General features: G+C 64.1%; 24 protein-coding genes. 11 read left to right on the top strand and 13 right to left on the bottom strand.

Features of this window, described 5'->3' with window-relative positions:
* Positions 1-29: 29 nt before the first annotated feature.
* A complete protein-coding gene (locus tag AB0366_RS09880; protein WP_037195446.1) occupies positions 30-587 on the top strand; it encodes an XRE family transcriptional regulator in 558 nt (185 codons plus the stop codon).
* A gap of 147 nt (positions 588-734) precedes the next feature.
* Here AB0366_RS09880 and AB0366_RS09875 read toward each other — a convergent pair whose 3' ends face one another.
* The 4 genes from AB0366_RS09875 to AB0366_RS09860 form a co-directional block, all read right to left on the bottom strand.
* Positions 735-1343, bottom strand: a complete 609-nt coding sequence (locus AB0366_RS09875; protein WP_366243694.1) for a response regulator transcription factor — start codon at positions 1341-1343, stop codon at positions 735-737.
* On the bottom strand, positions 1340-2485 hold the full coding sequence (locus AB0366_RS09870; RefSeq protein ID WP_366243693.1) for a histidine kinase: 1146 nt from the start codon (positions 2483-2485) through the stop codon (positions 1340-1342). Before AB0366_RS09870 ends, AB0366_RS09875 begins: the two co-directional genes overlap by 4 nt.
* 72 nt (positions 2486-2557) lie before the next feature.
* Positions 2558-3355, bottom strand: a complete 798-nt coding sequence (locus AB0366_RS09865; RefSeq protein WP_366243692.1) for an ABC transporter permease — start codon at positions 3353-3355, stop codon at positions 2558-2560.
* Between the two features lie 9 nt (positions 3356-3364).
* A complete protein-coding gene (locus AB0366_RS09860) occupies positions 3365-4312 on the bottom strand; it encodes an ABC transporter ATP-binding protein (protein WP_366243690.1) in 948 nt (315 codons plus the stop codon).
* A gap of 279 nt (positions 4313-4591) precedes the next feature.
* Between AB0366_RS09860 and AB0366_RS09855 the strand changes: the two genes are divergently transcribed.
* Complete coding sequence (locus tag AB0366_RS09855; protein ID WP_366243689.1) at positions 4592-5107, top strand: GNAT family N-acetyltransferase; 516 nt, start codon at positions 4592-4594, stop codon at positions 5105-5107.
* Here the strand turns inward: AB0366_RS09855 and AB0366_RS09850 are convergent.
* Positions 5104-5490, bottom strand: a complete 387-nt coding sequence (locus tag AB0366_RS09850) for a hypothetical protein (RefSeq protein ID WP_366243688.1) — start codon at positions 5488-5490, stop codon at positions 5104-5106. The genes AB0366_RS09855 and AB0366_RS09850 overlap by 4 nt on opposite strands.
* A 29-nt stretch (positions 5491-5519) precedes the next feature.
* Positions 5520-6080, bottom strand: a complete 561-nt coding sequence (locus AB0366_RS09845; protein WP_366243686.1) for a DUF3558 domain-containing protein — start codon at positions 6078-6080, stop codon at positions 5520-5522.
* Positions 6081-6362: 282 nt separating this feature from the next.
* Between AB0366_RS09845 and AB0366_RS09840 the strand changes: the two genes are divergently transcribed.
* Positions 6363-7115: an ABC transporter ATP-binding protein gene (locus tag AB0366_RS09840; protein ID WP_366243685.1), complete on the top strand. Its 753-nt coding sequence runs from the start codon at positions 6363-6365 to the stop codon at positions 7113-7115.
* Positions 7115-9511 (top strand): ABC transporter permease, encoded by a 2397-nt coding sequence (locus AB0366_RS09835; protein ID WP_366243684.1) that lies wholly within the window; start codon positions 7115-7117, stop codon positions 9509-9511. Before AB0366_RS09840 ends, AB0366_RS09835 begins: the two co-directional genes overlap by 1 nt.
* 28 nt (positions 9512-9539) lie before the next feature.
* Here AB0366_RS09835 and AB0366_RS09830 read toward each other — a convergent pair whose 3' ends face one another.
* Positions 9540-9926, bottom strand: a complete 387-nt coding sequence (locus AB0366_RS09830) for a hypothetical protein (protein WP_366243683.1) — start codon at positions 9924-9926, stop codon at positions 9540-9542.
* Between the two features lie 29 nt (positions 9927-9955).
* A complete protein-coding gene (locus AB0366_RS09825; protein ID WP_366243682.1) occupies positions 9956-10516 on the bottom strand; it encodes a DUF3558 family protein in 561 nt (186 codons plus the stop codon).
* A gap of 112 nt (positions 10517-10628) precedes the next feature.
* Here AB0366_RS09825 and AB0366_RS09820 point away from each other — a divergent pair, with 112 nt between their 5' ends.
* Positions 10629-11207, top strand: coding sequence for a hypothetical protein (locus AB0366_RS09820; protein ID WP_366243681.1), 579 nt, complete (start codon positions 10629-10631; stop codon positions 11205-11207).
* A gap of 233 nt (positions 11208-11440) precedes the next feature.
* Positions 11441-12697 carry a reverse transcriptase family protein gene (locus tag AB0366_RS09815; RefSeq protein WP_366243680.1) on the top strand — a complete coding sequence of 419 codons (1257 nt, stop codon included), beginning with the start codon at positions 11441-11443 and terminating at the stop codon, positions 12695-12697.
* Between the two features lie 81 nt (positions 12698-12778).
* Here AB0366_RS09815 and AB0366_RS09810 read toward each other — a convergent pair whose 3' ends face one another.
* Genes AB0366_RS09810 through AB0366_RS09795 form a run of 4 tightly spaced genes read right to left on the bottom strand, consistent with a single transcriptional unit; the run spans position 12779 to position 18090 of the window.
* Entirely contained in the window at positions 12779-14911 is a 2133-nt protein-coding gene (locus tag AB0366_RS09810; RefSeq protein WP_366243679.1) for an alpha-galactosidase, read from the bottom strand.
* Positions 14908-15837, bottom strand: a complete 930-nt coding sequence (locus tag AB0366_RS09805) for a carbohydrate ABC transporter permease (protein WP_366243678.1) — start codon at positions 15835-15837, stop codon at positions 14908-14910. Before AB0366_RS09805 ends, AB0366_RS09810 begins: the two co-directional genes overlap by 4 nt.
* Entirely contained in the window at positions 15837-16736 is a 900-nt protein-coding gene (locus tag AB0366_RS09800) for a sugar ABC transporter permease (protein ID WP_366243677.1), read from the bottom strand. The genes AB0366_RS09805 and AB0366_RS09800 overlap by 1 nt, the downstream gene beginning before the upstream one ends.
* 58 nt (positions 16737-16794) lie before the next feature.
* The gene (locus AB0366_RS09795; protein WP_366243676.1) at positions 16795-18090 is read right to left on the bottom strand and encodes an ABC transporter substrate-binding protein; all 1296 of its coding nucleotides are present in this window, start codon (positions 18088-18090) and stop codon (positions 16795-16797) included.
* Positions 18091-18302: 212 nt separating this feature from the next.
* On the opposite strand from AB0366_RS09795, the gene AB0366_RS09790 reads away from it, so the two are divergent.
* From AB0366_RS09790 to ugpC, 5 genes are read left to right on the top strand one after another with little or no spacing between them, the layout of a single operon-like run.
* A complete protein-coding gene (locus AB0366_RS09790) occupies positions 18303-20336 on the top strand; it encodes a beta-galactosidase (RefSeq protein ID WP_366243674.1) in 2034 nt (677 codons plus the stop codon).
* Positions 20336-21154, top strand: coding sequence for a DeoR/GlpR family DNA-binding transcription regulator (locus AB0366_RS09785; RefSeq protein WP_366243673.1), 819 nt, complete (start codon positions 20336-20338; stop codon positions 21152-21154). The genes AB0366_RS09790 and AB0366_RS09785 overlap by 1 nt, the downstream gene beginning before the upstream one ends.
* A gap of 16 nt (positions 21155-21170) precedes the next feature.
* Entirely contained in the window at positions 21171-22286 is a 1116-nt protein-coding gene (galT, locus tag AB0366_RS09780) for a galactose-1-phosphate uridylyltransferase (protein ID WP_366243872.1), read from the top strand.
* Positions 22283-23449 (top strand): galactokinase, encoded by a 1167-nt coding sequence (galK, locus tag AB0366_RS09775; RefSeq protein ID WP_366243672.1) that lies wholly within the window; start codon positions 22283-22285, stop codon positions 23447-23449. The genes galT and galK overlap by 4 nt, the downstream gene beginning before the upstream one ends.
* Positions 23450-23470: 21 nt before the next feature.
* Positions 23471-24562, top strand: coding sequence for a sn-glycerol-3-phosphate ABC transporter ATP-binding protein UgpC (ugpC, locus tag AB0366_RS09770; RefSeq protein WP_366243671.1), 1092 nt, complete (start codon positions 23471-23473; stop codon positions 24560-24562).
* Positions 24563-24569: 7 nt separating this feature from the next.
* Here ugpC and AB0366_RS09765 read toward each other — a convergent pair whose 3' ends face one another.
* Positions 24570-25220 carry a cutinase family protein gene (locus AB0366_RS09765; RefSeq protein ID WP_366243670.1) on the bottom strand — a complete coding sequence of 217 codons (651 nt, stop codon included), beginning with the start codon at positions 25218-25220 and terminating at the stop codon, positions 24570-24572.
* Positions 25221-25231: the final 11 nt, after the last annotated feature.

Genomic DNA, 25231 nt, shown 5'->3' with positions numbered 1-25231 from the left:
TCAAACGAACGTACCGATGGAGTGAACGAATGGCGGATACCGGTCCACCGATAGCGGCCATCGCTGCTGCTCTCCAGCAGGAGCGACGACGCGTCGGCCTGTCTCTCGCAGAAGTGGCCCGCCGAGCTGGCATCGCCAAATCGACTCTGTCGCAACTGGAATCGGGTACCGGCAATCCGAGTCTGGAGACACTGTGGGCCCTCAGCGTCACCCTGGACGTGCCGTTCTCCAGACTGGTCGAGCCCGCGAAGCAGTCGGTCCGTCTGATCCGTGCGGGGGAGGGGCCGAGATTCGCGTCGGACAGGGCGGACTACACGGCGACGCTGCTGGCGTCGTCTCCACCGAACGCTCGACGGGACATCTATCTGATCAGCGCGGACGTCGGTGAACCGAGGCGCTCGGACCCGCACTCGCCGGGAGTCGTCGAACATGTGGTGCTCAGCGCGGGACGGGCCATGGTGGGGCCGATGGGTGAGGCCGTCGAACTGGCCGCGGGCGACTACGTTGCCTACCCCGGCGATGTGCCGCACATCTTCGAGGCGCTGGAGCCGAACACCATGGCGGTGATGATCACCGAACACAGCTGACGGTGGGTGGGAATAGTCGGCGGCCATGCCTCGTTGGACTCTTTCGACGGCGTTCGCTTGGCAAGCCCCGGGCCTCACCCCATTTGTCGCTTCGAGCGACCACTCGCCGAGAGGCGTTTGCAGCGGACGTCGTCCCTTACTTTCCTTCTACAGCCACCCATTTTCGCGGGCGGTACGAATAGCCTCCAGTCGGCTGTTGGAGCCGAGCTTGGTGATGGCACTCGAGAGGTAGTTGCGCACGGTTCCGGGACTCAGAAACAGCCGTTCGCCGATCTGTTTGGTCGACAGGCCCTGGTCGACGAGCCTCAACACATCGAGTTCGCGCTCTTTCAATGGATTCGGTCCCGCCCGCAACGCCTCCGCAGCCAGGGCCGGATCGATGACGGTGTGTTTCGAGATCACCGCCTTGATGCCGGCAAAGAGGTGCACCGCGTCCGTGCTCTTGAGGAGATACCCATTCGCTCCAGCGGCCAAGGCGTCGTGCACATGTCCGCTGCCGGGGAGCGCGGTCAGTAGCAGCACGGGAGTGCGATCATTCATTGCTCGAAGGGCGGCCGTGGCCTGGATGCCTGTCATCCCGGGCATGTCGATGTCCATCAGGACGAGGTCCGGCCGCAAGCGATCTACGGCATTGCATACTTCGTCTCCTCGGGACACTCGTCCGGCCACCTCGATGTCCGGGTCGGTGGACAGCAGCACCTCGAAGGCTTCGGCCAGTAGAGCGACGTCCTCGGCAAGCAACACGGTGATCTTCATACGTCTGCCTTTGCCCTCGGGATGGTGGCTACGACTCGAAACTCGGTACCCGATGCCGTCTTGCCGGCTGTGAATCTGCCTCCGACGTCCTCGACCTGACAGGTCAGTGCAGCGATCCCGGTTCCCGTACCTGCGTCGGTCTCCTCACGGGTGACGCCGTCGTTGGTGAAGTCGAAGACGTCGCAGTCCTTCTCGGCGGTGACTCGAACGGTGCACCTGCGCGGGTGAGCATGCTTGAGCATGTTGGTGGACGATTCGCGTACGACGGCGGCGAAGATGTGGTCCACGTCGCTGACCGGCGGGGCTTCCACCGAGGTGAGGCAGTCGATGCCCAGCCGGGCACACATCGCTTCGACGGCTGCCAGCTCCGACACGAAGTCGTCCAGAATGGGTCCGCTGGTAATCCTCCGCAGATCGGCCTGACCACTGTTGAGAACGTCGTGCACGTGCCCGAGCTGCTCGCGCGCCTTCTCCGGCTGGTTCTCGAACATCTGCAATGCGGCCTGGTTGCGTAGCTGCGCGGTCACGAGGGTCCGGCCGATTACATCGTGCAGATCCCGTGAAATGCGTTGTCGCTCAGCGTCTACAAGCAGTAAGGCAACCTGTTCACGAGACGCCCGCAATGCATCGAGTGCTCTTGCGAGCTCGGTGAGTGCCGTCAGCACCGCGGACACAGCGGTGGTGAACAATGTGATTTCGAACGCCTGTAGTGGATCGCCGCGGTCCACGCCGACCGTGACAGCCGTCGCAACGACGAACACACCGCCGACGACGGCTGGTGCCCAACGTCCACGTACCAAGGTCGACGAGATCGCCACCGACATCGCGCACATCTCCCACACCTCGGAGATCGGGACCACGACCATGCCCAACGGAATCGCAGTCCAGGCTGCGACAGTCAGCCGCGGATCGACGCGACCGTAAACGAACATCCGCTGCGCCAGGATCATGACCACCGCGACGAAAACGACGATCGCTGCCGACAGTGTGGCAAGACCGAACCCGATGATCTCCCGATGGTTGAACACGGTGGTGAGAGCGATGAATGTGAACAACGTGACGACGAACCAACTTGCAACGAACGCGACCAACGCGCTGGGGAACCGCTCGTCGCGTCGGGCATCGGTTTTCTGCGTTGTCACTGCGTCACTTTCTCCGGTGAGGAACCCACACTATGAACGACGCCCAGGCGCTGGGCAACCGTGACCTGTATGTCATTGGCGGCCGGTCGCCCCAGCGAATCGGCGGATCGCGGCGAAGGAGAATCCGGCGAACCAGGCTGCGACGTTGATGAGGGCACCTGCCAGTGAGGCGTGGGATCCGTCGAGGTTGTAGCCGTCGGTCAGTGCGTAGCGGGCGAGTGTCGCGACGCCGTACAGGGGAGTCACCTGTGCGACGGCGAGCATGCCGCCCGAGAGCGGGATGAAGATGTTGCCCAGGAAGGCAAGTCCGGTCATGACGACGCCGGGAACGTGGGTGACCACCTCGGGTGGAAGGAGCATCCCCAGGACAAGACCTAGCGCGGAGAAGATGGCCGACCCGAGCCAGGCCACGACGAGACCGGTGATCCAGACGGTTGCGTCGGCTCGGGCCCCGGTGAGTGCGCCGAGGATCCCGACGACGATGACCGGAATGGCTGCGTACACCTGGCACGCGATGATGCGCGATGCGACGTAGCCGCCGGCGCCCAAGGGCGACAGGCGAATTGTCCGCAGCCAGCCGTTGGCCTTCTCGTTCGAGATTCCCGCGGCCCGCGAGATGGTGCCGATGGACGCGCCGTAGACGGCGATGCCGATCATCATCCAGGCTTGAAAGTTGCCGTGCGGCAGGCCCACTCCCGCGCTGGGTTCGACGACGCGGAACAGGGCGAGGTAGAGCACGGCGGGAAGCGCGACGGTGAAGACGAGGTTCTGTGGAGTGATCTGTCGGCGGACGTCGTGCAGTACGAACGTGGGGTGCAGCCCGCGGCGGGGACGCAGGCTGGGGCTGACGGGTGTGGAGGTGGTGGTCATCGGATGTCCTCAGTTCTGGTCGGCGCGGTCGGTCAGCGCGGCGAAGGCTTCGTCGAGCGAGGCCGACACGATCGCGATGTCGGTGGCGGAGGTCGACGTGCTCAACGCGCGCACCACAGGATCGGTGTCGGTGCATACGAAGCGGAACCGGCCGTTGGCGAGTTCCTGTAGCCGCGAGCCGGTCTGTGCGGCAACGGCTTCGGCCTGAGCCCGCGGCAGGTTTGCGTCGACGGTTCGGTTGGAGACCGTTGCCTCGATCTGAGCAACCGTTCCGTCGGCGACGAGCGCTCCGTCGACGATGACGACGATGCGATCGGCGAAGTTCTGCGCCTCCTCGAGGTAGTGGGTCGCGAACATCACCGTGGTGCCGTTCGCTGCCTGGGCGCGCATCGCCTGCCAGAAATGCTTGCGGGCAGTGACATCCATGCCTGCAGTCGGCTCGTCGAGAAGCAGCAGTTCGGGGCTCGACAGGAGCGCGAGGGCGAAACGTACCTTCTGCTGTTCGCCGCCCGAGCACTTCGAGACGCGCCGATTCACCAGGTCTCCGAGCCCGGCGCGGGTGATCGCCGCAGCGGGGTCGGCACCGATGTACAGCGAGCCCATCATCTCGACGAGCGCACCGACAGTGACGTCGGGCAGGAGACCGCCGGACTGCAACACTGCTGCGCTGCGTCCCGTCGACGCTGCCGTGAGCGGATCGTTGCCGAGCACCTCGATGGTGCCGCCGTCCGGCTCGGTGAGTCCGAGGATCATGTCGATCGTCGTGCTCTTGCCTGCGCCGTTCGGGCCGAGGAATGCCACGATCTGCCCGCGGGGAATCGAGAGGTTCAACTCGCGAACCGCGCGGAACTTCGAACCCGTGGAGTCGCTGAACGACTTGTGGACACCGGTGGCGTGCACCGCTAGTGCTGTCTGTGTGCCCACCGCCTCGGCGCGAGTTGAACTCTGCGTGATCATCTGTGATTCCCTTCGCTCTTCGTCATCGGATCTTCAGCCGTGTTCCTCGGCGACACATCAGACTCTTCACCCGGGCAAAAGGCCAGGTCAACGCGAAACGGCACGTCGTTTCGGTCGTCACGACGAATTGTTGACAACTGTCATGTGCAACTACGGACCAGGTGTCACGTAAGTGCCCCGATGCAGGGACTCACGCCCCTCGTGGAGATCCACACCGCGTCGAGCGGGTGTGCATGACGACGGAGGGCGTGGATCGAGCGGTGGACCTATCGTGGCGGAATGGAAATCGGATTCGACGTGGGTTCGTATGCAGTCCGGGAGGTCGAGGGCAGCGATGATCCTGAGGACTTCCTGGCGGTGTTCAACAGCAACCCCGAGTTCCTCGACGCGAGTACGTTGCACACCGGTGTCACCGCATTCACCACGGAGGATGTCGAGAAGTTCTTGTGGCACAACACGGTCATGGAGAATTCGCATTGTTTGGCGATTCGTGTCGCAGAACAAATCGTGGGAGTGGTGACGTTGCTGGTTCCGCATCCCCGCGAAGGTCAACCGTGGGTGGGGAGTCTGATCGTCGACGGGGAACTCGAGCATGAGCGTGTGGCGAATCAGGTGCTGGCGGAGCTCGAGCGCATTCCTGCGGCACAGGGGTGGACCCATGTGTTCGTGGGTCCGATGGTCAGCATGGTCGAGAGCATCGGATGGTGGCGTTCATTCGGCTATCTGCCGGTCGAACGGCGTCTGGACAACGACAAACGCGAAGTCGAGGTCCATCGAAAACTGTTGCGGTGCTAGCTTCCCGGGGTGAGGGCGGTGACGTTCGCAGCTGTCTGGGTGTCGGTAGCCTCGGTCTCGTCGAAGTAGCGACGGAAGAGCATCCGCATGGATTCGATGACGTCGATGTGCTGCTGAAGAATGATGTCGAGAGAGCGATCGGTGCCGGTGGCTTTCGCGAGGAACTTGTCACGCAAAGCTTGTGCCGACGGTAAGTCGCCCCAATCTTTGGCTTCTGCCAACGCGAGCGCGTCGATCTGCATTTTCTCTAGGTGTGCGAGGTAAGTGACACATGCCGCGTCGCACTTGGCAGCGACGTCGGCGGGAATGGCCACGGTGCCTTCGTCGGCTTGGGCATTGAGGTCCCGCCAGTACGTGAGGAGGTCCGGTTGGGAATCGGCCACGAGTTCGACGCCTTTCGTATCGGTGCGGTCTAGGTGGGAAGTTCGGAATCGAGAGCGGCCACGACCGTGTTCAACTCGGTGCACGGGTCGTACGGCGGGTTGCCAACCTGTGTGCCCGTGATGATTGTCGCCATGACCAGTTCGGTCCCAGCAGTGAAGGCGACCCCGCAGTCGAGGGACGCGTCGGACGCGACCTGCTGAAATTGGGTAGCCGCACGTGCGCCTACCTGCACGGGTTCGAGCCGATCGAAACGACTCGTGTCGCTGATCCAGTCGATGGTGTGGAACCCCACGAAAATTCGCACGTAGTACTTGCTATCCGATGGCTGGCTCTCCCACCCACAGATCTTGAATCCGAATTGATCCCGCCCGAACACCCCCGATTCCTTGGTGTCCACGTTCAATCCTGCACGCTCGATGGCCTCGTCGCGGATGGTGCATGGGTCCCATGGCGTCGGTGCGGAGGCGGTCGTACTCATCGCCGCGCTCGACGTCGTTTCGGCAAGAGCGTCGCCGCCTGTTGTGTTCGCGCAGCCCGCGAGCAGCAGAAGTGTCGCGATCGTCGGGATCCATCGTCGTGCCCTGCCCATTGCTCTTGTCCGTTCCTCGACAACACCTAAGTCCTTGGACGCACGCCGGCGGTCATCGGTTCCCGTGACGGGCGAGGTGCCACTTACGCGCCTCGCGCTGGATTCGCGCCCTTCGTGGGGATCCACAGCCCGTCGACGGGGTGTTCTTGACGATCCTGGGCGTGGATCGCGGGGCCGGCCATCGTAGATACAGCGCACGCCGCAGTTGGTAGGGCTGACCCACGGATTTTTCGTAGTGCGTGCGTCACTGTGCTGCGTTGATGAAACCGATTCGATAAGAACATGATTCGACAGAATGAAGTTGCGGTTCGACTCGTCGGAGTTCGGAAGATTCATGGCGAGGGGCATCGTGCGGTTTCGGCTCTCGACGGCGTGTCGATGGACTTCGAGCGGGGGAGCTTCACTGCGATCATGGGGCCGTCGGGTTCCGGCAAGTCGACACTCCTACAGTGCGCAGCGGGCCTCGATCATCCAACCGAGGGCACCGTCACGATCGCAGGCTTCGACATCGCCGCCTTGGACGAGAAAGCGCGGACCGAGCTGCGGCGACGGCACGTGGGGTTCGTCTTCCAGGCGTTCAATCTCGTGGGCTCACTGACCGCGGCTCAAAACGTCGAGCTGCCGGTCCGATTCGCCGGTGATCGTGTTCCGCCGAACGAGGTGACGGCAGCACTGGCAGAAGTGGGGCTCGAAGATCGCACGTCGCATCGTCCTGCTGAGATGTCGGGCGGTCAGCAGCAACGGGTCGCCCTGGCGCGCGCTCTGATCACCCGTCCGGATGTGCTCTTCGCGGACGAACCGACCGGCGCATTGGACACTCGTACCTCGAAAGAGGTTCTGTCGTTGATGCGGAAGCTCGTCGACGATCGACACCAGACCACGGTGATGGTCACCCACGACCCGCTCGCCGCCTCGTACGCGGACAGGGTGATCTTCCTCGAGGACGGTCGCATCGTCGACTCGCTGCAGATCGGCCGCAGTCGCTCGGACAACGCTGCGGTGATCGCGGCTCGGATGGCTGGGTTGGAGAAGTGATGCTCGCTTGTGCCAACGTTCGCACGCACTGGCGAAGCTTTCTGGCCGCGTTGTTGGCCACGACATTCGGGGCAGCTTTGATCAGCGCCACACTCATCGTCTACGACTCCTCGCGCCCGGTAGTTCAGCCGCGATTGGAAGGCGCAGCCGTGCTGGCCTTGCCGGCACAGGCACAGAACGAGTTCGGTAGCAAAGCAGACTTCATTCCTTGGAGCGCAAGCCGAGCTGGGCAGATTGCCGACGATCTCAACTCGGTACCAGGAGCGGAAGCTGTGATCATCGACCGATCGTTCTATGCCCAGCCGTTCATCGACGGTGCGCCGATCGAGGACGAGGGAGCACAAGAAGCCGGACACGGCTGGTCCAGTGCGCAATTGAAGCCGTACCGGTTGATATCCGGTGTTGCACCGTCGAATTCCGCCGAGATTGTCGTCCCGAGTTCGGTGGGAGTTTCTCCTGGAGATCCGGTCTCGGTCAATCTCGCGTCGGGGATCGAGAGTTTCACGGTGTCCGGAACACTGGACGGCGAGGGGTTCTACTTTTCCGACAGCGTTGCAGCGCAACTCGATCCCGGAGTGCGCGCGATCGGGATCGTAGCGTCAACCGATTCGAGCATCGACGACATCGTGAGGGAGGCCGAGCAGCGACTGGGCGATCGAGGTCGGATTGCTACCGGCTCCGATCGCGCTGCTCTCGAGCCAGAGTTCGTTTCACACCGAAGAAACCTCGGCACTCAGCTGGTGACCGCGATGTCCGCATTGGGCTTGTTCGCGACCGTCTTCGTCGTCGGATCGACACTCGCTCTCGCCGTGTCCGGACGCCGGCGGGAGATCGGCCTGCTCAGGTCTGTCGGTGCGTCGCCGGGACAAGTCCGGCGCATGGTGCTCGGTGAGGCTGCGGCAATCGGCTTCGTCGGCGGTCTCGTCGGTGCCGCGTTCGGGGTTGCTGCAGCTCCGGCGCTTCGGATCCTGCTGTTGAACCTCGACGTCCAACCACCGGATTTCGAGCTGCGTATCTCGTTGTGGCCCTTGCTCCTGACCGTCGGGATTGGAGTCCTGGTTGCGGTGGTCGGTGCCTGGACAGTCGCTCGATCCGCTACCAGGGTTGATCCGATCGAGGCGCTGCTCGCCGCTGCAGTGGAACGACGTCCGATGACGAGGCCGCGGTGGGTCGCCGGACTTGTCGCGCTCATCGGCGGAGTGGGTGCGACAGTGTTGACAGCGACAACCGGATCCGACAGCAGAATCAACACCGCCATCGGTGCCGCCATGCTGTTGATCGTTGCTGCATCGCTGCTTGCACCGGTGGTGATCGGACCGATCGCACGCATCGTGACGTGGCCGCTCGAGCGCGGATCCCGTTCGGCAGCAATGATGCTCGTCAGAGCGGAACTGACCACGAGTACCCGACGGGCAGCTGCTACCGCTGCCCCTGTAATTGCTGCAGTCGGCTTTGCGGTGCTACTGAGCGGAATGGTGCAGACGATGGCCGCGGCATATCCGGCGGAACAGGCCGAGCAACTGCGTGGTCTGGCGCTCGTGACATCCGATGGAACAGCAGGGCTGAGTGATGAGGTCGTGGCCGAAACAGGTGCCGGCCCGGTCGGAACGCGAGCCGGTCTGCCGACTCGGGTGTTCGTTTCGAGAGCTGCGAACGACGTTGTGGTCATCGACGCAGTGGGCAGCCTCGACGAGCGGTATGCCGCCCCGGGACAGGCGGTGCTCGACGAGCCGACTGCGACGTTGCTCGGTGTCGAAGCCGGTGCGTCGCTGTCGGTGCAGTTCGTGGACGGGAACTACGAGAACGTTGTGGTGTCGCAGGTGCTTCCACTCGATCCGGCCCGCGGGTCGTTCGTGCTACCTCGTGACTTGGTGCGTAGTCATGATCCGTCAGCGTTGACCGATATCGTGTTCCTGCCGGAAGATCAGGCACCGACAGACCTGACCTCCGGTGCAAAGGTCGAGGACGCCTACAGTTTTGCGCTGCAGGACTACATGGTCGACGCGCGTCTCACCAGTTGGCTTGCGACGGTGTTGATGGCAATGACGGTGGGATACAGCGGGCTTGCGATTGCGAACAGTCTGGCAATGTCGGCGTATCGTCGCGGGCCCGATACTGCTGTTCTGAAAGCCTCCGGAGGCACTGCCCGCCAGCTGCTGTCGATGGCAGTCGGGGAGACCGTGATCGTCGTGGCGATCGGTTCCCTGCTGGGCGTACTCGTCACTGCGCCGCCGCTGTTCGGCATGGCGGCCGGCCTGTCGCAGGTGACGGGAACCGAGGTCGGTCTGCACGTCGATTGGCCGTCCGTGGTGTGGGTGGTCGCGGGATGTTCGGCTCTTGCGCTGGTGGCCACCGTGACAGTGACCCGACGGGTGCTTCGGGTGCGGGCGGGATAGCGGTGCCGGCGAAAGGTGCTGTGCGGCCTCAGTTCGGCGGTGTCAGAGCGGTGATGTTCGCAGCTGTCTGGGTGTCGGTAGCTTCGGTCTCGTCGAAGTAGCGACGAAAGAGCATCCGCATGGATTCGATGACGTCTATGTGCTGCTGAAGAATCTTGTCGAGAGAGCGATCGGTGCCGGTGGCTTTCCGGAGGAATCTATCGCGCAGGTCTTGGGCGGACTTCAAGTCGCCCCAGTCTTTGGCTTCTGCCAACGCGAGCGCGTCGATCTGCATCTTCTCGAGGTGCGCGAGGTAAGTGACACATGCCGCGTCGCACTTGGCAGCGACGTCGGCGGGAATGGCCACGGTGCCTTCGTCGGCTTGGGCATTGAGGTCCCGCCAGTACGTGAGCAGGTCCGGTTGGGAATCGGCCACGAGTTCGACGCCTTTCGTATCGGGGTGGTCTAGGTGGGAAGTTCGGAATCGAGAGCGGCCACGACCGTGTTCAACTCGGTGCACGGGTCGTACGGCGGGTTGCCAACCTGTGTGCCCGTGATGATTGTCGCTCTGATCAATTCAGCACCTGCGACGAAGGCGACACCGCAGTTCAGAGCTGCATCGGCCGCAAGTTGTTGGTACTGCGTGGCGTCGCGTGTGCCCACCCGGACAGGTTGAAGTCGATTGAAGTAGCTCGGATCGTCGACAAAGTCCAAGGTCTCGAAACCGACGAAAACACGCACGTAATATTTGCTACTCGGCGGCCGGCTTTCCCATCCGCAGATCTTGAATCCGTTCTGGTCCCGCCCAAACACCCCCGATTCCTTGGTGTCCACGTTCAATCCCGCACGCTCGATGGCCTCGTCGGGGATGGTGCACGGATCCCATGGCGTCGGCGCGGAGGTCGTCGTAGCAGCCGCCCCACTCGATGTCGCGTCGGCGACGGCGTCACCATCGGCGGTGCTCGAGCAGCCTGCGGCGATCAGCAGCACCGCCATCGCCGGTATCCATCGTCGTGCCCTGCGCATTGCCTCACCCATTTCTCACGAACGTCTACGTCCTTGGACGCAGCGCGACCCCTGTCGGTTCCCGAACCTGGGCCGATTCCAGACGATCAGGATCTATGACAGGGTGGCGCAGATGCAGGATTGCGACGATGACTCCGCGGACTTCACCGCTGCAGTGGTCGAGACAGGCATCTACGGGGAAGCGGACCTGACGTATCGGGACGAAAGAATCTGCGGTTCGTATCGCGAGGGTGTACCCATGACCGTCACGATTTCTCGCACGGGGCCTCGGACCTCGGACAAGGTGCCGATCGGAACGCGCACCGCCGCGAACCTGAGGGCCGGCATCGACGGCCGAGACATCGTTCTCGACCCCGGCCGCGCGAGGCTCTTCAAACGGTCCTACCGCGTCGGTATCCAGTACGGCGGGCGCACTCTGACGCTGCGGGCGAAGAACCTCGAAGACAGTGCGCTGCTGGACGGACCATCCGATCGGGGCGACAACGAGTTCGGGGTGTTGACGCGCGTTTTCGGTGGGGGCGTCGAGGTGTTGTGGTCGCTTCCGTTCACGATGGTGAACAGGACGATTGAACCGCCGACACCGTCACGTGAGGATGCTCTGATCGGCATCGTCGTCGCTGCGGCGTTCGGAACCGGCGGGCTGTCGTTGACGACGATCGTCATGGGCGCAGTCGAATCGATTCTTCCGTGACGGTCCTGCGGGCAACGCGCTGACAGATCTGCCTCCCTTTGGCATGGTGGAGGGATGCAGCGGCGCGTGGGCGAGAGTTGGTCCGCGGGACCGGTCTCAGGGGTAACCCCTGGGTACATCACGAGAATCGAGCACTGCGTCCGAAGCAGCTCTGCACGCTCCGCGTGCTTGCCCGCTCCGAGGACGAAAGATTTCGGTCGCCCCGCGCCGTTGCACCTGATCGGCAATCGCCCGTGACCGAGCGGGAGTTCACTCCGCGAGCAGCGGCGACTCTGGCGCGCCTGGCTGCCGACGCCGAATGGACGCGGTCCGGACTCGAGGAGGCGTTCGAGCCACTCGTCCCGGCCAAGGCGTCGTGGTTGGCGGATCGGGTCATCAATCTGTATCCGAGTCCGCCGTTCGACGAAGCATCGATTTTCGTTCTGCTGCGCGACCTTCCGTTCATTCCGGAGCCGTCGGTGTCGTCACAGAGACCGACGCGTCACAGTGACAAGCCCTGGCGATTCGAGGTACCGCGGTACGAGACCACCGGTCAGCTCGCACGGTCGCTGGATTTGACGATCTCGGAGATCGAATGGTTCGCCGATCTGCAGGGCAGGCTACGCACCGCACCGTTCCCGCTGCAGCACTATCGATCTGCACGGCTCGACAAGCGTCAGGGCATCCGATTGCTCGAGGTGCCGAAGCCACGTCTACGGGAGATTCAACGAAAGATACTGCGCCGCATACTCGATCGAATCCCCGCCCACCCAGCCGCGCACGGGTTTCGCAAGGCGCGAAGTCCCAGGACATTCGCAATGCCGCATTCCGAACGCGACGTGGTGGTCTCGACGGATCTCCGACGCTTCTTCCCGTCCATCGGTTTCGATCGAGTGGTCGCGATCTTCGAGGCCGTGGGCTATCCGCGAACGGTCGCAGCCACTCTCGCGGCACTGTGCACGACGGTCACCCCGGCGTCCGAATTGACCGGTATGGACCGGCCCACTGCGGCGAGGCTACGCACCACACATCTGCCGCAGGGTGCTCCCACATCGCCCGCCTTGGCGAATCTCGCGGCGCGACAACTGGATATCCGCGCCTCGGGCCTGGCGCGGTCGATGGGTGCCCGCTACAGCCGCTACGCGGACGATCTCGCGTTCTCCGGCGGCGCAGGTCTCGAAGTCGACACCCTCCTCTGGGTGGTCTCGCAGATCGCCCACGACGAGGGCTTCACGATTCATCCAGACAAGACTCGGATCAGGCGCGCTCATCAGCGACAACAGTTGACCGGGCTCGTCGTCAACTCGTGGCCGGCAGTGCCCCGAGAGGAGTACGACACCCTCAGGGCACTGCTGCACAATTGCATCGCCACGGGAGCAGCTGCTCAGAATCGTAACGATCACAATGACTTTCGAGCACACGTCTACGGACGCATCGCCCGAATCGGCGAGACGAACGAAACGCGTCGAGCAAAGCTACTGAACATGGCGTCCCGGGTGAATTGGGACTGAAGCGGCGAATTGGCTCCTCGGATTCGGATTCCATCCTCTGATCGCAGTCGGAAATCCAGAACTGAGGAGCCGATTCACAGTTCAGAGGGCCCGCACCCTGAGCAACACCCCGGTCTGTGGGAACAACACCGGTAGTGCCACGCCCGCCCGAGCCAACATCGAACCCGACAGCTCGACCACTCCGCCGTCGGCTATCCACGGCGGCAGTGCGATTCCGTTGCCCAGATCGCTGAGTTCCCGCACGAATTCGACCCGATACCGAACGGCCGGATCGAGACCGGGAAGCCGAACCCGATCGGTGCGATCCTCGGGCGAGGTGTCCATCCGCACCACCGCATACGCGGCCTCCGAGAAGTCCGCTGCCACGACGCCGTGCACCCAGACACTCGGGTCGGGATGGTCGGCGCGTATCACGTCGCCGGTGTGAAGCAGCTCGCGCAATTCCTTGTACAGCGAAGTCCACGACCGGAGGTACTCGTGATCATCCGCCGCCAGCTCGGTGACGTCCATCTCCAGTCCGGCATGACCGAACAGTGATGTCAAGCAACGGAACTGAAGAGTCGACCATCGACCGGACGTGTGCGCGATCTGCGGACCGACATGCGATCCGATCAGCTCCGGCGGCAGCAACTGCGTCGTCCATCGTTGCAGGCGTTGACGTTCGAGTGGATCGTTGGTGTCCGACGCCCACACCCGGTCGGTGTGTTCGAGAACCTCGAGGTCGATGCGGGCGCCGCCGGATGCGCAGGACTCGAATTCGATGCGGGGATGCCGGGAACGCAACGCGTCCAACAACCGATAGAACGCCGAGGTCTGGGCATGCACCGCCGCTCGCCCGTCGGAGTCGACCGCCAGCATCAAGTCCCGGTTGTGGTCCCACTTCACATAATCCGGTCGCTCGTTCGTCAGCACCGTATCGATCGCAGAGAGGAGGTACTGGAACACCTCCGGACGGGTCAGATCCAGCACGTGCTGATGACGCCATTCCAGCGGGATCCGCCCAGGTGCCGCGAGCAGCCAATCCGGATGGGCCCGAGCGATATCGGAATCCAGGTTGACCATCTCGGGTTCGAACCACAGACCTGGGCTCATACCGAGGGCGCGAACGTGATCGAACAGCGGGGCCAGACCGTCGGGCCAGACGCCCTCGTCCACCTGCCAGTCGCCGAGGCCGGCCCGGTCGTCGCGTCGGTGCCGGAACCAGCCGTCGTCGAGCACGAATCGTTCGACGCCCACGTGCGCGGCGACGTCGGCGATCCTGCGGAGTCGGGTGAGATCGTGATCGAAGTAGACGCCTTCCCAGACGTTCAACACAACTGGCCGTGGCGAGGTGGGATGCGTGGGTCGGGATCGCATCCACCGGTGCAACGATTGCGCAGAACCGTCCAGTCCAGCAGCGGAATAGACGAAATGCACCCACGGGGTCGTGTAGGTGTCGCCGCTCTGCAGTACCACCTCGCCGGGCGCGAGCAGCTCGCCGCCACCCAGAACCCCCGAGGCCTGTCCGGCCCGCTCGGGCAGACGCTCGGCCAGATGCAGGTGATCACCGCTCCAAGCGACATGCGCACCCCACACCTCGCCGTCGCGGAAGCCGAAGCCCTCGCTCCCGGCAGTGAGGACCAGGGTGGCGTCGTGCCCGGTTCTTCCGCGTCGTGAGGCACGCACGGTCGAGCCGTGATCGAACCGTCGCCGCTGCGGGGTACGTTCGCGGCAATGCCGTCCCGTCAGGTCGAGCAACTCGGTTGCACTGTCCGGCAACGGCATCAGTGTCACGACGCCGTCGACGGTCAACGGGCCGCCGGAGATGTTGCGCACGTTCTGACGCACACGGAGCGAACCGCCGACCTCGAGTGACAACTCGATCGACCACGCAATTCCCAACTCGGAGTCGGACGCCTCCACCGCACAATGGAATTCACCGGAACGAACGGTGACGTCGGCCCACCGCGGATATTGCACGGTGCCGGAGCGGTGCAATGCCAGAGCCGGTGTTCCCTGCCAGGCGTCGTCGCCGCCGGGTGCGAGAGTGAGCCACCGCGGAACGTCGACGCTCGAATGTGGGACAGCGGGGATCGCGGCCCTGCGCAGCTCGGTGAGGTCGTTCTCGGACAGCTCGCCCAGGTCGGTACCCCAGTGCAGCACAGCCGGAACGGCGGTGGACGACGGGCCGAGGATCACCATGACACCGTCACGGCGAAGGACGGAAAAACTCACTTGTTCGCACCCATCGTCAGACCGGACACGAAATGGCGTTGCAGCGCAACGAATACGAGCACTGTCGGTAGAGCCACCAGCACCGAGCCCGCGGCGAGCAGATTGGTGTCGGTGAAGAAGCTACCCTGCAGATTCTGCAGCGCCGTCGTCACCGGGAGCTTGTCTCCGCTGACCATCAGGGCCAGCGCCCAGAAGAAGTCGTTGTAGATCCACGTCACCATCAGCGTGGCGAGTGCAGCCAAGGCAGGCCGGCACAGTGGCATCACCACCTGCCAGTACTGACGGAACAGACTCGCTCCGTCGACGGTGGCGGCCTCGAGCAGTTCGTGCGGCACGGTTTTCATGTAATTGCTCAGCACGAACACGCAGAACCCGGTCTGGAACGCGACGTGCACGATGATCAGACCCCAGTAGCTGTCGTACAGCGATCCCGACGAACTCATCCAGTAGGGAACGGGAATTGCGTTGTACAGACGGAAGAGTGGCGTGAGCAGCGTCTGCTGGGGCAGCAGGTTGCCGGCGATGAACACCGCGAGCATGAAGATGTTGAACTTCCAGCTGAAGCGGGCCAGGATGAACGCCGCCATCGAGCCGAAGAACAGGATTAGCAGTACCGACGGCACGGTGATGATCAGCGAGTTGAAGAAGTAGTGCGGGATACCGCCGATCTGCCACGAGTCGATGTAGTTCCTGAACGTATAGCCGCCGACGGACAGGTATCCGTTGAGCAACACGTAGTCGTAGTCGCGGAACGAGTTGTAGACCGCCCACACGAGCGGGAACATCCAGACGAGCGCCATGACGGTCAGCAGCACGTACATCGCGATCTGGGCTGTGCCTGCGCGCCGACGGTTGGCGACGGCGGCGCGGTTGCGGGTCAGCGGATCGCGCTCGGGAGGCGCTGTGCGGGTGAGTGAAGTGGTCATCAGTCTTTGCTCCGAAGAACGATGGCGAGGTACAGGGCGATGAAGACGAGAGAGATGAGAAGCATGACGGTCGCTAGGGCCGAGCCGAAGCCGATGCGGCCTGCTTCACCGACGACGTTGGCGGTGACCAACGCCGATATCAGTTCCAATCCGTTTCTGCCCCTGTTGATCACCCAGACCAGGTCGAAGGCGCGCAGTGCCTCGATGACGGTGATGACGACGATGAGCAGATTGGTGTTCTTCATCAGCGGGAAGATGACGCTGAAGAACGTGCGGATCGGCCCCGCGCCGTCCATCACCGCGGCTTCGCGAACGGACGGATCGATGGCCTTGAGGCCGGCCAAGTACAACAGCATGATGTAGCCGGTATGACGCCACCCGGCCGCGACCATCACGGCCCAGATGTTGATGTCCGGGTCGCCGAGCCAGTCGACGTCGGTACCCAGCAGGCTGTTGAGGACGCCGCCCTCGGTGGAGTAGATGAGCTGCCAGATGAAGCCGATGAGGGCCATCGACAGCACCACGGGAATGTAGAAGATGCTCTGGTACAGCCGAGATCCCTTGAGGTTCTTGTCCAGAAGGATCGCCAGCAGGATACCGATGACGGTGGGGACGAGGAACAGGAAGACGAGCCAGAGCACGTTGTTGTGCAGGGCCTGTTGGAACGGCGGGTAGGCCTGCACCGCGTCGACGTAGTTCTGGGTGCCGATCCACTCGATGCTCGACGTGCCGCCGATGCCGTCCCAGCGGGCGAACGACAGGATCACCGTGAAGATCGTCGGAATCCAGACGAGGCCGATGACGATCAGCGCGGGAAGCCCGAGCATGAGAGCGATGGTCCACTTCTCGCGGACACTGCGCCGAACCTTCGGCGACTTGACCCGTTCGGGTGCGGTCATGGCATTACCTGATCTCGATGTCGAGTGGATGATGGGCGTCGAATCACACTGCGCACGATCATGTTCCGAACACCGCTGACTTCTGGCGTTCGATACTGCGTACCAGGCCGTCGACATCGTCGGGGTTACCGATGAACTGCTGCAGGGCCGGGATCATGACGATCGACGCGAAATCAGGACGGGTATCGCGATCGAAGAACTGGGTGATCTCCTCGGCGTTCTGCACCAGGTCCGCCGATTTGCGTACCAGCGCAGGGAAACTCGACAGGTCGGCATCACGATGAGCGGGAATGGCCTGCGGATCCTGCTTCGCGTAGGCGACGGCAGGGTCGGCGCCGGTCATGTAGGTGAGGAAGTCCTCGGCTCCGGGCCGGTTGCGCGGGTCGGTGCGCATCATGAACCCATCCATCGGTGCCTCGACCGTGGATGTTCCGACGGCGGAGTCGAGTTCAGGGAAGGTGAAGAAATCCAGATCGTCGCGCTCGGCACCGGCGGGGAAGCTCTGGGCGACGAACATGCCGGCGACGAGCGACCCGACGCTCTTGTTCAGCAGTGCCATCTGCGCGTCGGCGATTTTGCGGCCCAGTGGCTGTGGCTGGTGGAACGGCAGTAGTTCCCGCCAGGTATCGAACACGGAGCGCACGCGATTGTCGGTCCAGCTCACGTCGCCTGCGAGCAGGGTTCGGTGGAACTCGACGCCGTTGAGCCGCAGATTCAGATAGTCGAACGTTCCGAACGGTGGCCATCCGTCGCGGGCACCGAAGCCGATCGGGGTGAGGCCGTCGGCCTGCATCTGCTTGCTCAACGCCACCCACTGGTCGTACGTCGCCGGGGGCTCGTACCCACGCTCGGCCCACAGGCTCGGCCGGTAGAACACTGCCCACGGGTAGTAGAAGAACGGGATCAGGTACTGCTTGCCGTCCATGCCGGTCGAGTTCTCGCGGAAGCTCTCGTTGAAGCCGCCGCCGTGGTTCGCCCAGATCGGCGACAGGTCCTCCACCAGACCCTTCTCGGCGAAGTACTTCACCCGGTAACCACCCATCCAGGTGACGACATCGTCGGGCGTGCCCTGGAGGTAGTTGTTGACGTTTTCCTGGAACGACGTGGAGTCGACGGTGTTGACGGCGAGCTGCCGCCCGGTCTGCTGTCGGTACATCGCGACGAAGTCCTCGACACCCAGCTTGGAGTTGGGGTCGGACAAGCGTGACCCGAGCGTGGTGACATTCGGGTCGACGCTGTTCGAGCACGACGACAGTGCGCCACCGGCGGTGATCGCACCCGCGGCGACGAGCGCTGACCGCAGGAAGTCGCGTCGGGACGGCTGCCACGTGCGCGGCCACTCGTGTGGGTTCATGGAAGTCCTTCGACGAGAAGTATCGATAACGATCAGAAGTGAACATCTCCGCTGTGCGTTCCGCGGCGCTCGCCTGACCGTTCGGGGTGATGCAGGTTACAGAAACACGACGCTACGGCGTCTGTCAAGCTCTTCGAGGCCCGTTCACCTGCATCAGTACGAAAATGTTCATTCATGTTGACATCTGAGAATGCCTCGTTCATATTGTGAGCATGGACACAGCACGACGCAGCACCTGGCCGACCCAGGGAATCTCTTTCGGCGGCGACTACAACCCCGAGCAGTGGCCCGAGGACGTCTGGCGACGCGACGTCGAGCTGATGCACGAGGCCGGCGTCGACTTCGTGACCGTCGGAGTCTTCTCCTGGGCGCGCCTGCAGCCGACCGCGTCGACATGGGACTTCGAATGGCTCGATCGCGTCATGGATCTGATGCACGAGGGCGGCATTCGCGTCGACCTGGCCACGGCCACCGCGTCGCCCCCGCCGTGGTTGGCCACTGCGTACCCGCAGATGCGCCCGGTGGACGAGCGAGGCTACCGCTACGCCATCGGCAGTCGACAGACGTGGAGCCCCAGTTCTGCTGTGTATCGAGAACATTCACTCGTGCTGGTCGAGAAGATGGCGCTGCGCTACGGCGAGCATCCCGCGCTGGCCATGTGGCACGTGTCCAACGAACTCGGCTGTCACAACGCACTGTGCTACTCCGACGACAGCGCGCATGCCTTCCGAGAGTGGCTCAGCGCCAGGTACATCGACCTCGAGACCCTCAATACGGCCTGGGGCACGGACTTCTGGAGCCAGCGCTACAGCGACTGGGACGAGATCGTTCCGCCCTCGGTGAGCACCACGTTCGGCAACCCCACGCACCAGCTCGACTGGCGCCGATTCTGCTCCGACGCCCTCCTCGAGCAGTACCGCGCCGAGAAGGCCGTGCTGAACCGGATCACCCCGGACGTCCCGGTCACCACGAACTTCATGGTGGGCATGGGCCAGGGCCCCGCGCTCGCAGGCAACATGGACTACGCGTCCTGGGCCCCCGAGCAGGACATCGTCTCCACCGACCACTACCTCGTCGGCCCCGAAACAGGCGACGCCGCAGCGCATCACAAGCTCTCGTTCTCGGCCGACCTCACCCGTGGCGTTGCCGGCCGTCGACCCTGGTTGTTGATGGAGCATTCCACCAGCGCCGTCAATTGGCAGCACATCAACCGCGCCAAGGTCCCGGGCGAGATGATGCGAAACTCGCTGGCGCACATGGCTCGCGGAGCGGACGGCATCGCCTACTTCCAGTTCCGCGCATCCAAGGCCGGGGCAGAGAAGTTCCACTCCGCACTGGTACCGCACGCAGGCGAGGACTCCGCCCGCTGGCGTGAGGTCGTCGAGCTCGGCGCGGCTCTGCGGCGCATGGCTCCGGTGGCAGGAAGCACCGTCGATGCTCGGGTTGCCGTGCTCTTCGACTGGGCATCGCAGTGGGCGTGCGAGCAGGAGGGCCATCCGTCGATGGCCATGCAGCCCATGGAGATTGCCCGACGCGCCCATCACGGATTCACCTCCGCAGGCGTGACCTGCGACATCGTTCCATCGTCGACGGACCTCAGTGGCTACGACGTCGTCGTCGTGCCTGCTCTGTACCTGTGCAGCGACGAGACCGCCGCGCGGATAGCCGACACGGCCGATGCCGGCGCGCAGGTACTCGTCACCGCATTCTCCGGAATCGCCGACGAGGACGACCACGTGCGACTCGGCGGCTACCCGGGTGCATTTCGGGAGCTGCTCGGCGTCCGAGTGGAGGAGTTCTTCCCGCTCGCCGACGGCGAGACCCTGACTCTGGACGACGAGACCGTCGGCGAAATCTGGAGCGAATATCTCACCGCGGCGGAGGACGTCGACGTGCTGGCGCGGCACACCCGTGGCCATCTGCGGGGCGTCCCCGCATTGACCAAGCGCACCGTCGGCAGCGGGGCTGCCTGGTACGCGGCCACCGTTCCCGACGCGGCAGGCTGGGCCTCACTGACCGACAAGCTTTGCGCTGCAGCCGAAATCGACACCCGGCGCGACCTCGGATCGGACGTGGAAATCGTCCGACGGTCGGCAGGGGAGCAGTCCTGGCTCTTCGTGCTCAACCACGGAACCGACAAGGTCAGCGTGCCTGCCTCGGGTGTCGATCTGGTCGGCGGCGCACAGATCGACGGCGAACTCATCCTGGCCGCGGGCGGCAGTGCTGTGATCGCCGAGAACCGCTGATGCTCGCCCACCAGCGTCAGCAGAAGATCCTGGACCAGGTGACGGCCGAGGGTGCGGTCAAGGTCGCAGATCTCGGTGCTGCACTGTCGGTGTCGGACATGACCATTCGACGCGACGTCAACGAGCTCGTCGCCCGCGGTCTGGTCGAGCGGGTGCACGGCGGCGTGACGCTGCCGCGATCGGCCAGCGTGTTCGAGCCGGGGTTCTCGGCCAAGTCCGAACTCGATCGCGATGCCAAGGCCGCCATCGCCCGTGCCGCTGCACGATTCGTGCGGCCCGGGACATCCATCGGCATCTCCGGTGGCACCACGACGCACGCACTCGCGCAAGAACTGCTCGACGTCCCGGACATCACCGTCGTCACCAACTCCCTGCCCGTCGCCGATGTCTTCCACACCGGTGGCCGGTCGGATCAGACGGTGCTGCTCACCGGCGGACAGCGCACACCGTCCTACGCGCTGGTCGGACCGCTGACGGTCAGCGCCCTGCAGAGTATCCACCTGGACATGCTGTTTCTCGGAACACACGGTGTGGACATCGAATCCGGGCTCACCTGCCCCAATCTCATGGAAGCACAGACCAATCAGGCACTTGTCGCCTCGTCTCGACGCGTCATCGTGCTCGCCGACCACACCAAGTGGGGTGTTCGCGCGCTGGCCAACACCATCCCGCTCTCGCGCGTCGACGTATTCGTCACCGATGCCGGACTCGACCCCGGCGTCCACGAGGCGTTGTCCGAGACGGTCGACGACGTGGTGATCGCCGGAGAGCAATCCCCCGACACGAACGAGGAACGAGCACTCGATGACCGCGCATGACGCCACGACGCACTCGATGCGCAAGACGTCGACCACTCTGGCCGACGGCCGTGAGCTGATCTACTACGACGACACCGAGCCCTACGTCTCGGGCGGCGCCACCCGCGATCTGGTCGATACGCGAGCCCTCTCGCCGTCGATGTCGCAGTCGCAGATGCGATTCGACGTACTCACCGGTGAATGGATCGTCATCGCCGCACAGCGGATGGACCGCACGTTCCTGCCGCCGGCGGACGCGTCGCCGTTGGCACCGAGCCGACCGGACCGACCGGCCACCGAGATTCCGGCGGCCGACTACGACGTGGTGGTGTTCGAGAACCGCTTCCCGTCCCTGTCCGAAACCGCAGCGCAGCAATCGCTTCCGACCGAGGTGGACGGCGAAGCGCTGTGGCCGCTGGCCCCCGGCACCGGGCGGTGCGAGGTGATCTGCTTCGCCAGTGACCCCGATACATCCTTCGTGGCGCTGGAGCTCTCTCGCGTCCGCACCATCATCGACGTCTGGGCCGATCGCACCACTGCCCTGTCCGCTATCCCCGGCGTTGCCCAGGTCTTCTGCTTCGAGAACCGCGGCAAGGAAATCGGCGTCACCCTGACCCACCCGCACGGTCAGATCTACGCCTACCCCTACCTCCCGCCGCGCACCGATGCGCTGATTCGACAGTCTCGCACACACTTCGAGCGAACCGGCCGAGTCCTGCTGGCCGACGTGCTTGCCGCCGAGCTCCGTTCGGGTCGCCGCATCGTCGTCGATGCGGAGCACTGGGTTGCGTACGTGCCTGCAGCATCGCGGTGGCCGGTCGAGGTGCATCTCGCTCCGCGTCGCGACGTTGCAGATCTCGCCGAGTTGAGCGGTGCCGAGCGGGACGAGCTGGCCGTGGTCTATCGGGATCTGTTGCGCGGAGTCGACGCATTCTTCGAGGGCGTCGACGAGGTGCCGTACATCGCGGCGTGGCACCAGGCACCCGTCGGAGCAGATCGCGAACTGGGACGCCTGCATCTGCAACTGTTTTCGATGATGCGCTCACCCGGTCGGATGAAGTTCCTCGCCGGATCCGAATCGGCGATGGGGGCCTGGATCAACGACACCACGCCCGAGCGGATCGCCGATCGGCTGCGCGAGGTACTGGCGTGAACTGGCTCGATGTGATCGCCGAGGAGGATCTCGCCGACGGTACAGCCGAGTTGTTCCGCAGTGCATTCGGCGGTGATCCCGACGGCGTCTGGATCGCTCCGGGTCGAGTCAATCTCATCGGTGAACACATCGATTACGCAGGCGGACTGGTGTTGCCGTTCGCGCTGCCGTATGCGACTGCGGTCGCTGTGCGTCGCCGCGAGGACACGGGCATGCGGGCCGTATCGACGCACACCGACGAGTCGTGGACCGGTGAGCTCGGCGAGGTCGGTCCGGGTACCCCGTCGGGTTGGGCGGCCTACGTGGCCGGGGTGTCCTGGGCGCTCGGTGAGCATGGAGTCGGCGGAGTAGATGTGGCCGTGCACTCCTCGGTGCCGGTGGGTTCGGGGCTGTCGAGCTCGGCGGCCCTGGAATGCTCGTTCGCCCTCGCGCTCGATGACCTCTTCGATCTTCGGCTCGAACGAAAGATACTGATCGAGGCCTGTATTCGTGCCGAGAACGAGATCGCAGGCGCATCGACAGGCGGCATGGATCAGAACATCGCGATGTCGGCCGAGTCGGGGCACGCGTTGCTGCTGGACTGCCTCGACGGGTCGACGCGTCAGATTCCCCTCGATCTGGCCACGTCGGGAACTCGCTTGCTGGTGATCGACACCAATGCGCCGCACCGGCTGGTCGACGGTCAGTACGGAGCCCGCCGCGCTGCCCTGGATACGGCGTACGCCGAACTGGGGGTGGCGACCTTGCGCGGACTCGACCCCGAGCAGGCGACGGCTGCGCTCGACGACGAGACGCTGATCGCACGAGTTCGTCATGTCATCAGCGAGATTCGACGCGTCGAGGCGGCCGCGGCCCTCTTGGATCGCGGGGCCGCAGGTGCCGAGCTCGGTGCGCTGATGACGGCGTCGCACCTGTCGTTGCGAGACGACTACGAGGTCAGCTCACCTGAACTCGACAGCGCTGTCGACTCGGCCCTGCGGGCTGGCGCATACGGAGCGCGGATGACCGGCGGCGGTTTCGGCGGATCTGCCATCGCTCTGGTGCCGTCGGATCTCGTCGAGGCCGTAGCAGACGACATCGCCTCCAGTGCAGTGCGATCCGGGTTGCCGGAACCCACCTTCCTCACCGCCGAGCCTGCCGGCTCCGCACATCGATTCTTCTAACCCATACAAAGGAGCACTCCCATGGCACAGGTCACGTACGAAGGAGCCACCAAGCTCTACCCGGGATCGGACGTCGCGGCAGTCGAATCGTTGGACCTCGCCATCGAGGACGGCGAATTCCTGGTACTCGTCGGGCCTTCCGGCTGCGGCAAGTCCACCTCGCTGCGGATGCTCGCCGGTCTCGAGGACGTCGACTACGGTGCCATCAAGATCGGCGACCGGGATGTCACCTCACTGGCACCCAAGGAACGCGACATCGCGATGGTGTTTCAGAACTACGCGCTATACCCGCACATGACCGTCGCCAAGAACATGGGCTTCGCACTGCAGATCTCCGGAATGGACAAGGCCGAGGTGGGCCGACGCGTCGAGGAGGCCGCGAAGATCCTGGACCTCACCGACTATCTGGGCCGTAAACCCAAGGCGCTCTCGGGAGGTCAGCGTCAGCGCGTGGCGATGGGACGCGCCATCGTGCGAAACCCGCAGGTGTTCCTCATGGACGAGCCACTGTCCAACCTCGATGCCAAGCTCCGCGTGCAGACTCGCACGCAGATCTCGCTGCTCCAGCGCAGGCTCGGCACCACCACCGTCTACGTCACCCACGACCAGGTGGAGGCGATGACGATGGGGGATCGCGTGGCGATCATGAAAGCCGGTGTGCTGCAGCAGTGCGCGAGCCCCAAGGATCTGTACGAGCGCCCGGTCAACGCCTTCGTCGCAGGCTTCATCGGCTCACCGGCCATGAACCTGTTCGACGTGGACGTCGTGGCAGGCAATGCAAAACTCGGATCGCTGTCGGTGCCCATCGAGCGTTCGATCGCCGACCGTATCGACGGCAGCCGAGTGACGATGGGCGTGCGACCGGAAGCGTGGACGCTCTCCGATTCCGGTACCGACATCGTCGTCGACGTCGTCGAGGAACTCGGTGCGGACGCCTACATCTACGGCCGCACCGCCGAGGACGCGTCGAATCTGGGAACCGTCGGGGCGCAGATCATCGCTCGTATTCCTGATATCGCGACTCCGTCTCAGGGCGATGTCATCCGAATCGCCCCGCGCGCCGAGACCGTGCACTACTTCTCGACCACGACGGGATTGAACCTGCGCCCCTGAGATTCGGTCAGCTACGGACCTGCGTCGCGGCGAACTGGGCACCCTCGGTGGTGGACCCGTTGGTCCCGTACTGAACGTGCGCGAAAGCGTTGAAGCCGCCGATCTGGCACACCGGATCGCCGAAGTTGCAGAAGCTCCGGGTGCGCGGGCCGTACGTGGCGCTGGCCGTCTCGATCTTGCTGCCGCGGAGCCCGAGCGGGTTGCCGAACACCACTACTGCGTCGATGCGATCGGCGAGATCGGCCGGAATGACGGCTCCGGTGATGCTGCTGGTGGTTCGCACGCCCACAGCGTTGGTCACCACCGTGGCCCCTTGCGAGTAGCCCGCGATCACGAACGTCGTCGACGGGCACGACGCTGCGACGGACGTGAGGTGTGCGACGAGGTCACGTGATCCCGGGCCGGCGCTGGCCTGAGTGAAGTCGGCCGCGTAGTTCACCGCGTACGTACTGACCGAGCGGTCCGACAGCTCCGACTTCAGCCGATCGACGAACGGCCTGCCGGTGATACCGAGGCCGGGGAATTCCCCGGTTCCGCGGGCGAACGACACGTCGACGTCCGAGCAGGGGGCAGCGTTCGCGACACTGGAAGGTTGTGCCACGAAGAACGCGGAAACAGCCAGTGCTGCAACTGAATAAGAGGCCAGACGCTTGTTCATGGAACTACTCC

This window comes from Rhodococcus sp. NPDC076796 (genome assembly GCF_040702765.1).
Lineage (GTDB): Bacteria > Actinomycetota > Actinomycetes > Mycobacteriales > Mycobacteriaceae > Rhodococcoides.
The sequence above is the reverse complement of the archived record's forward strand: the minus strand, read 5'-3'. Positions and strand labels throughout refer to the sequence as shown.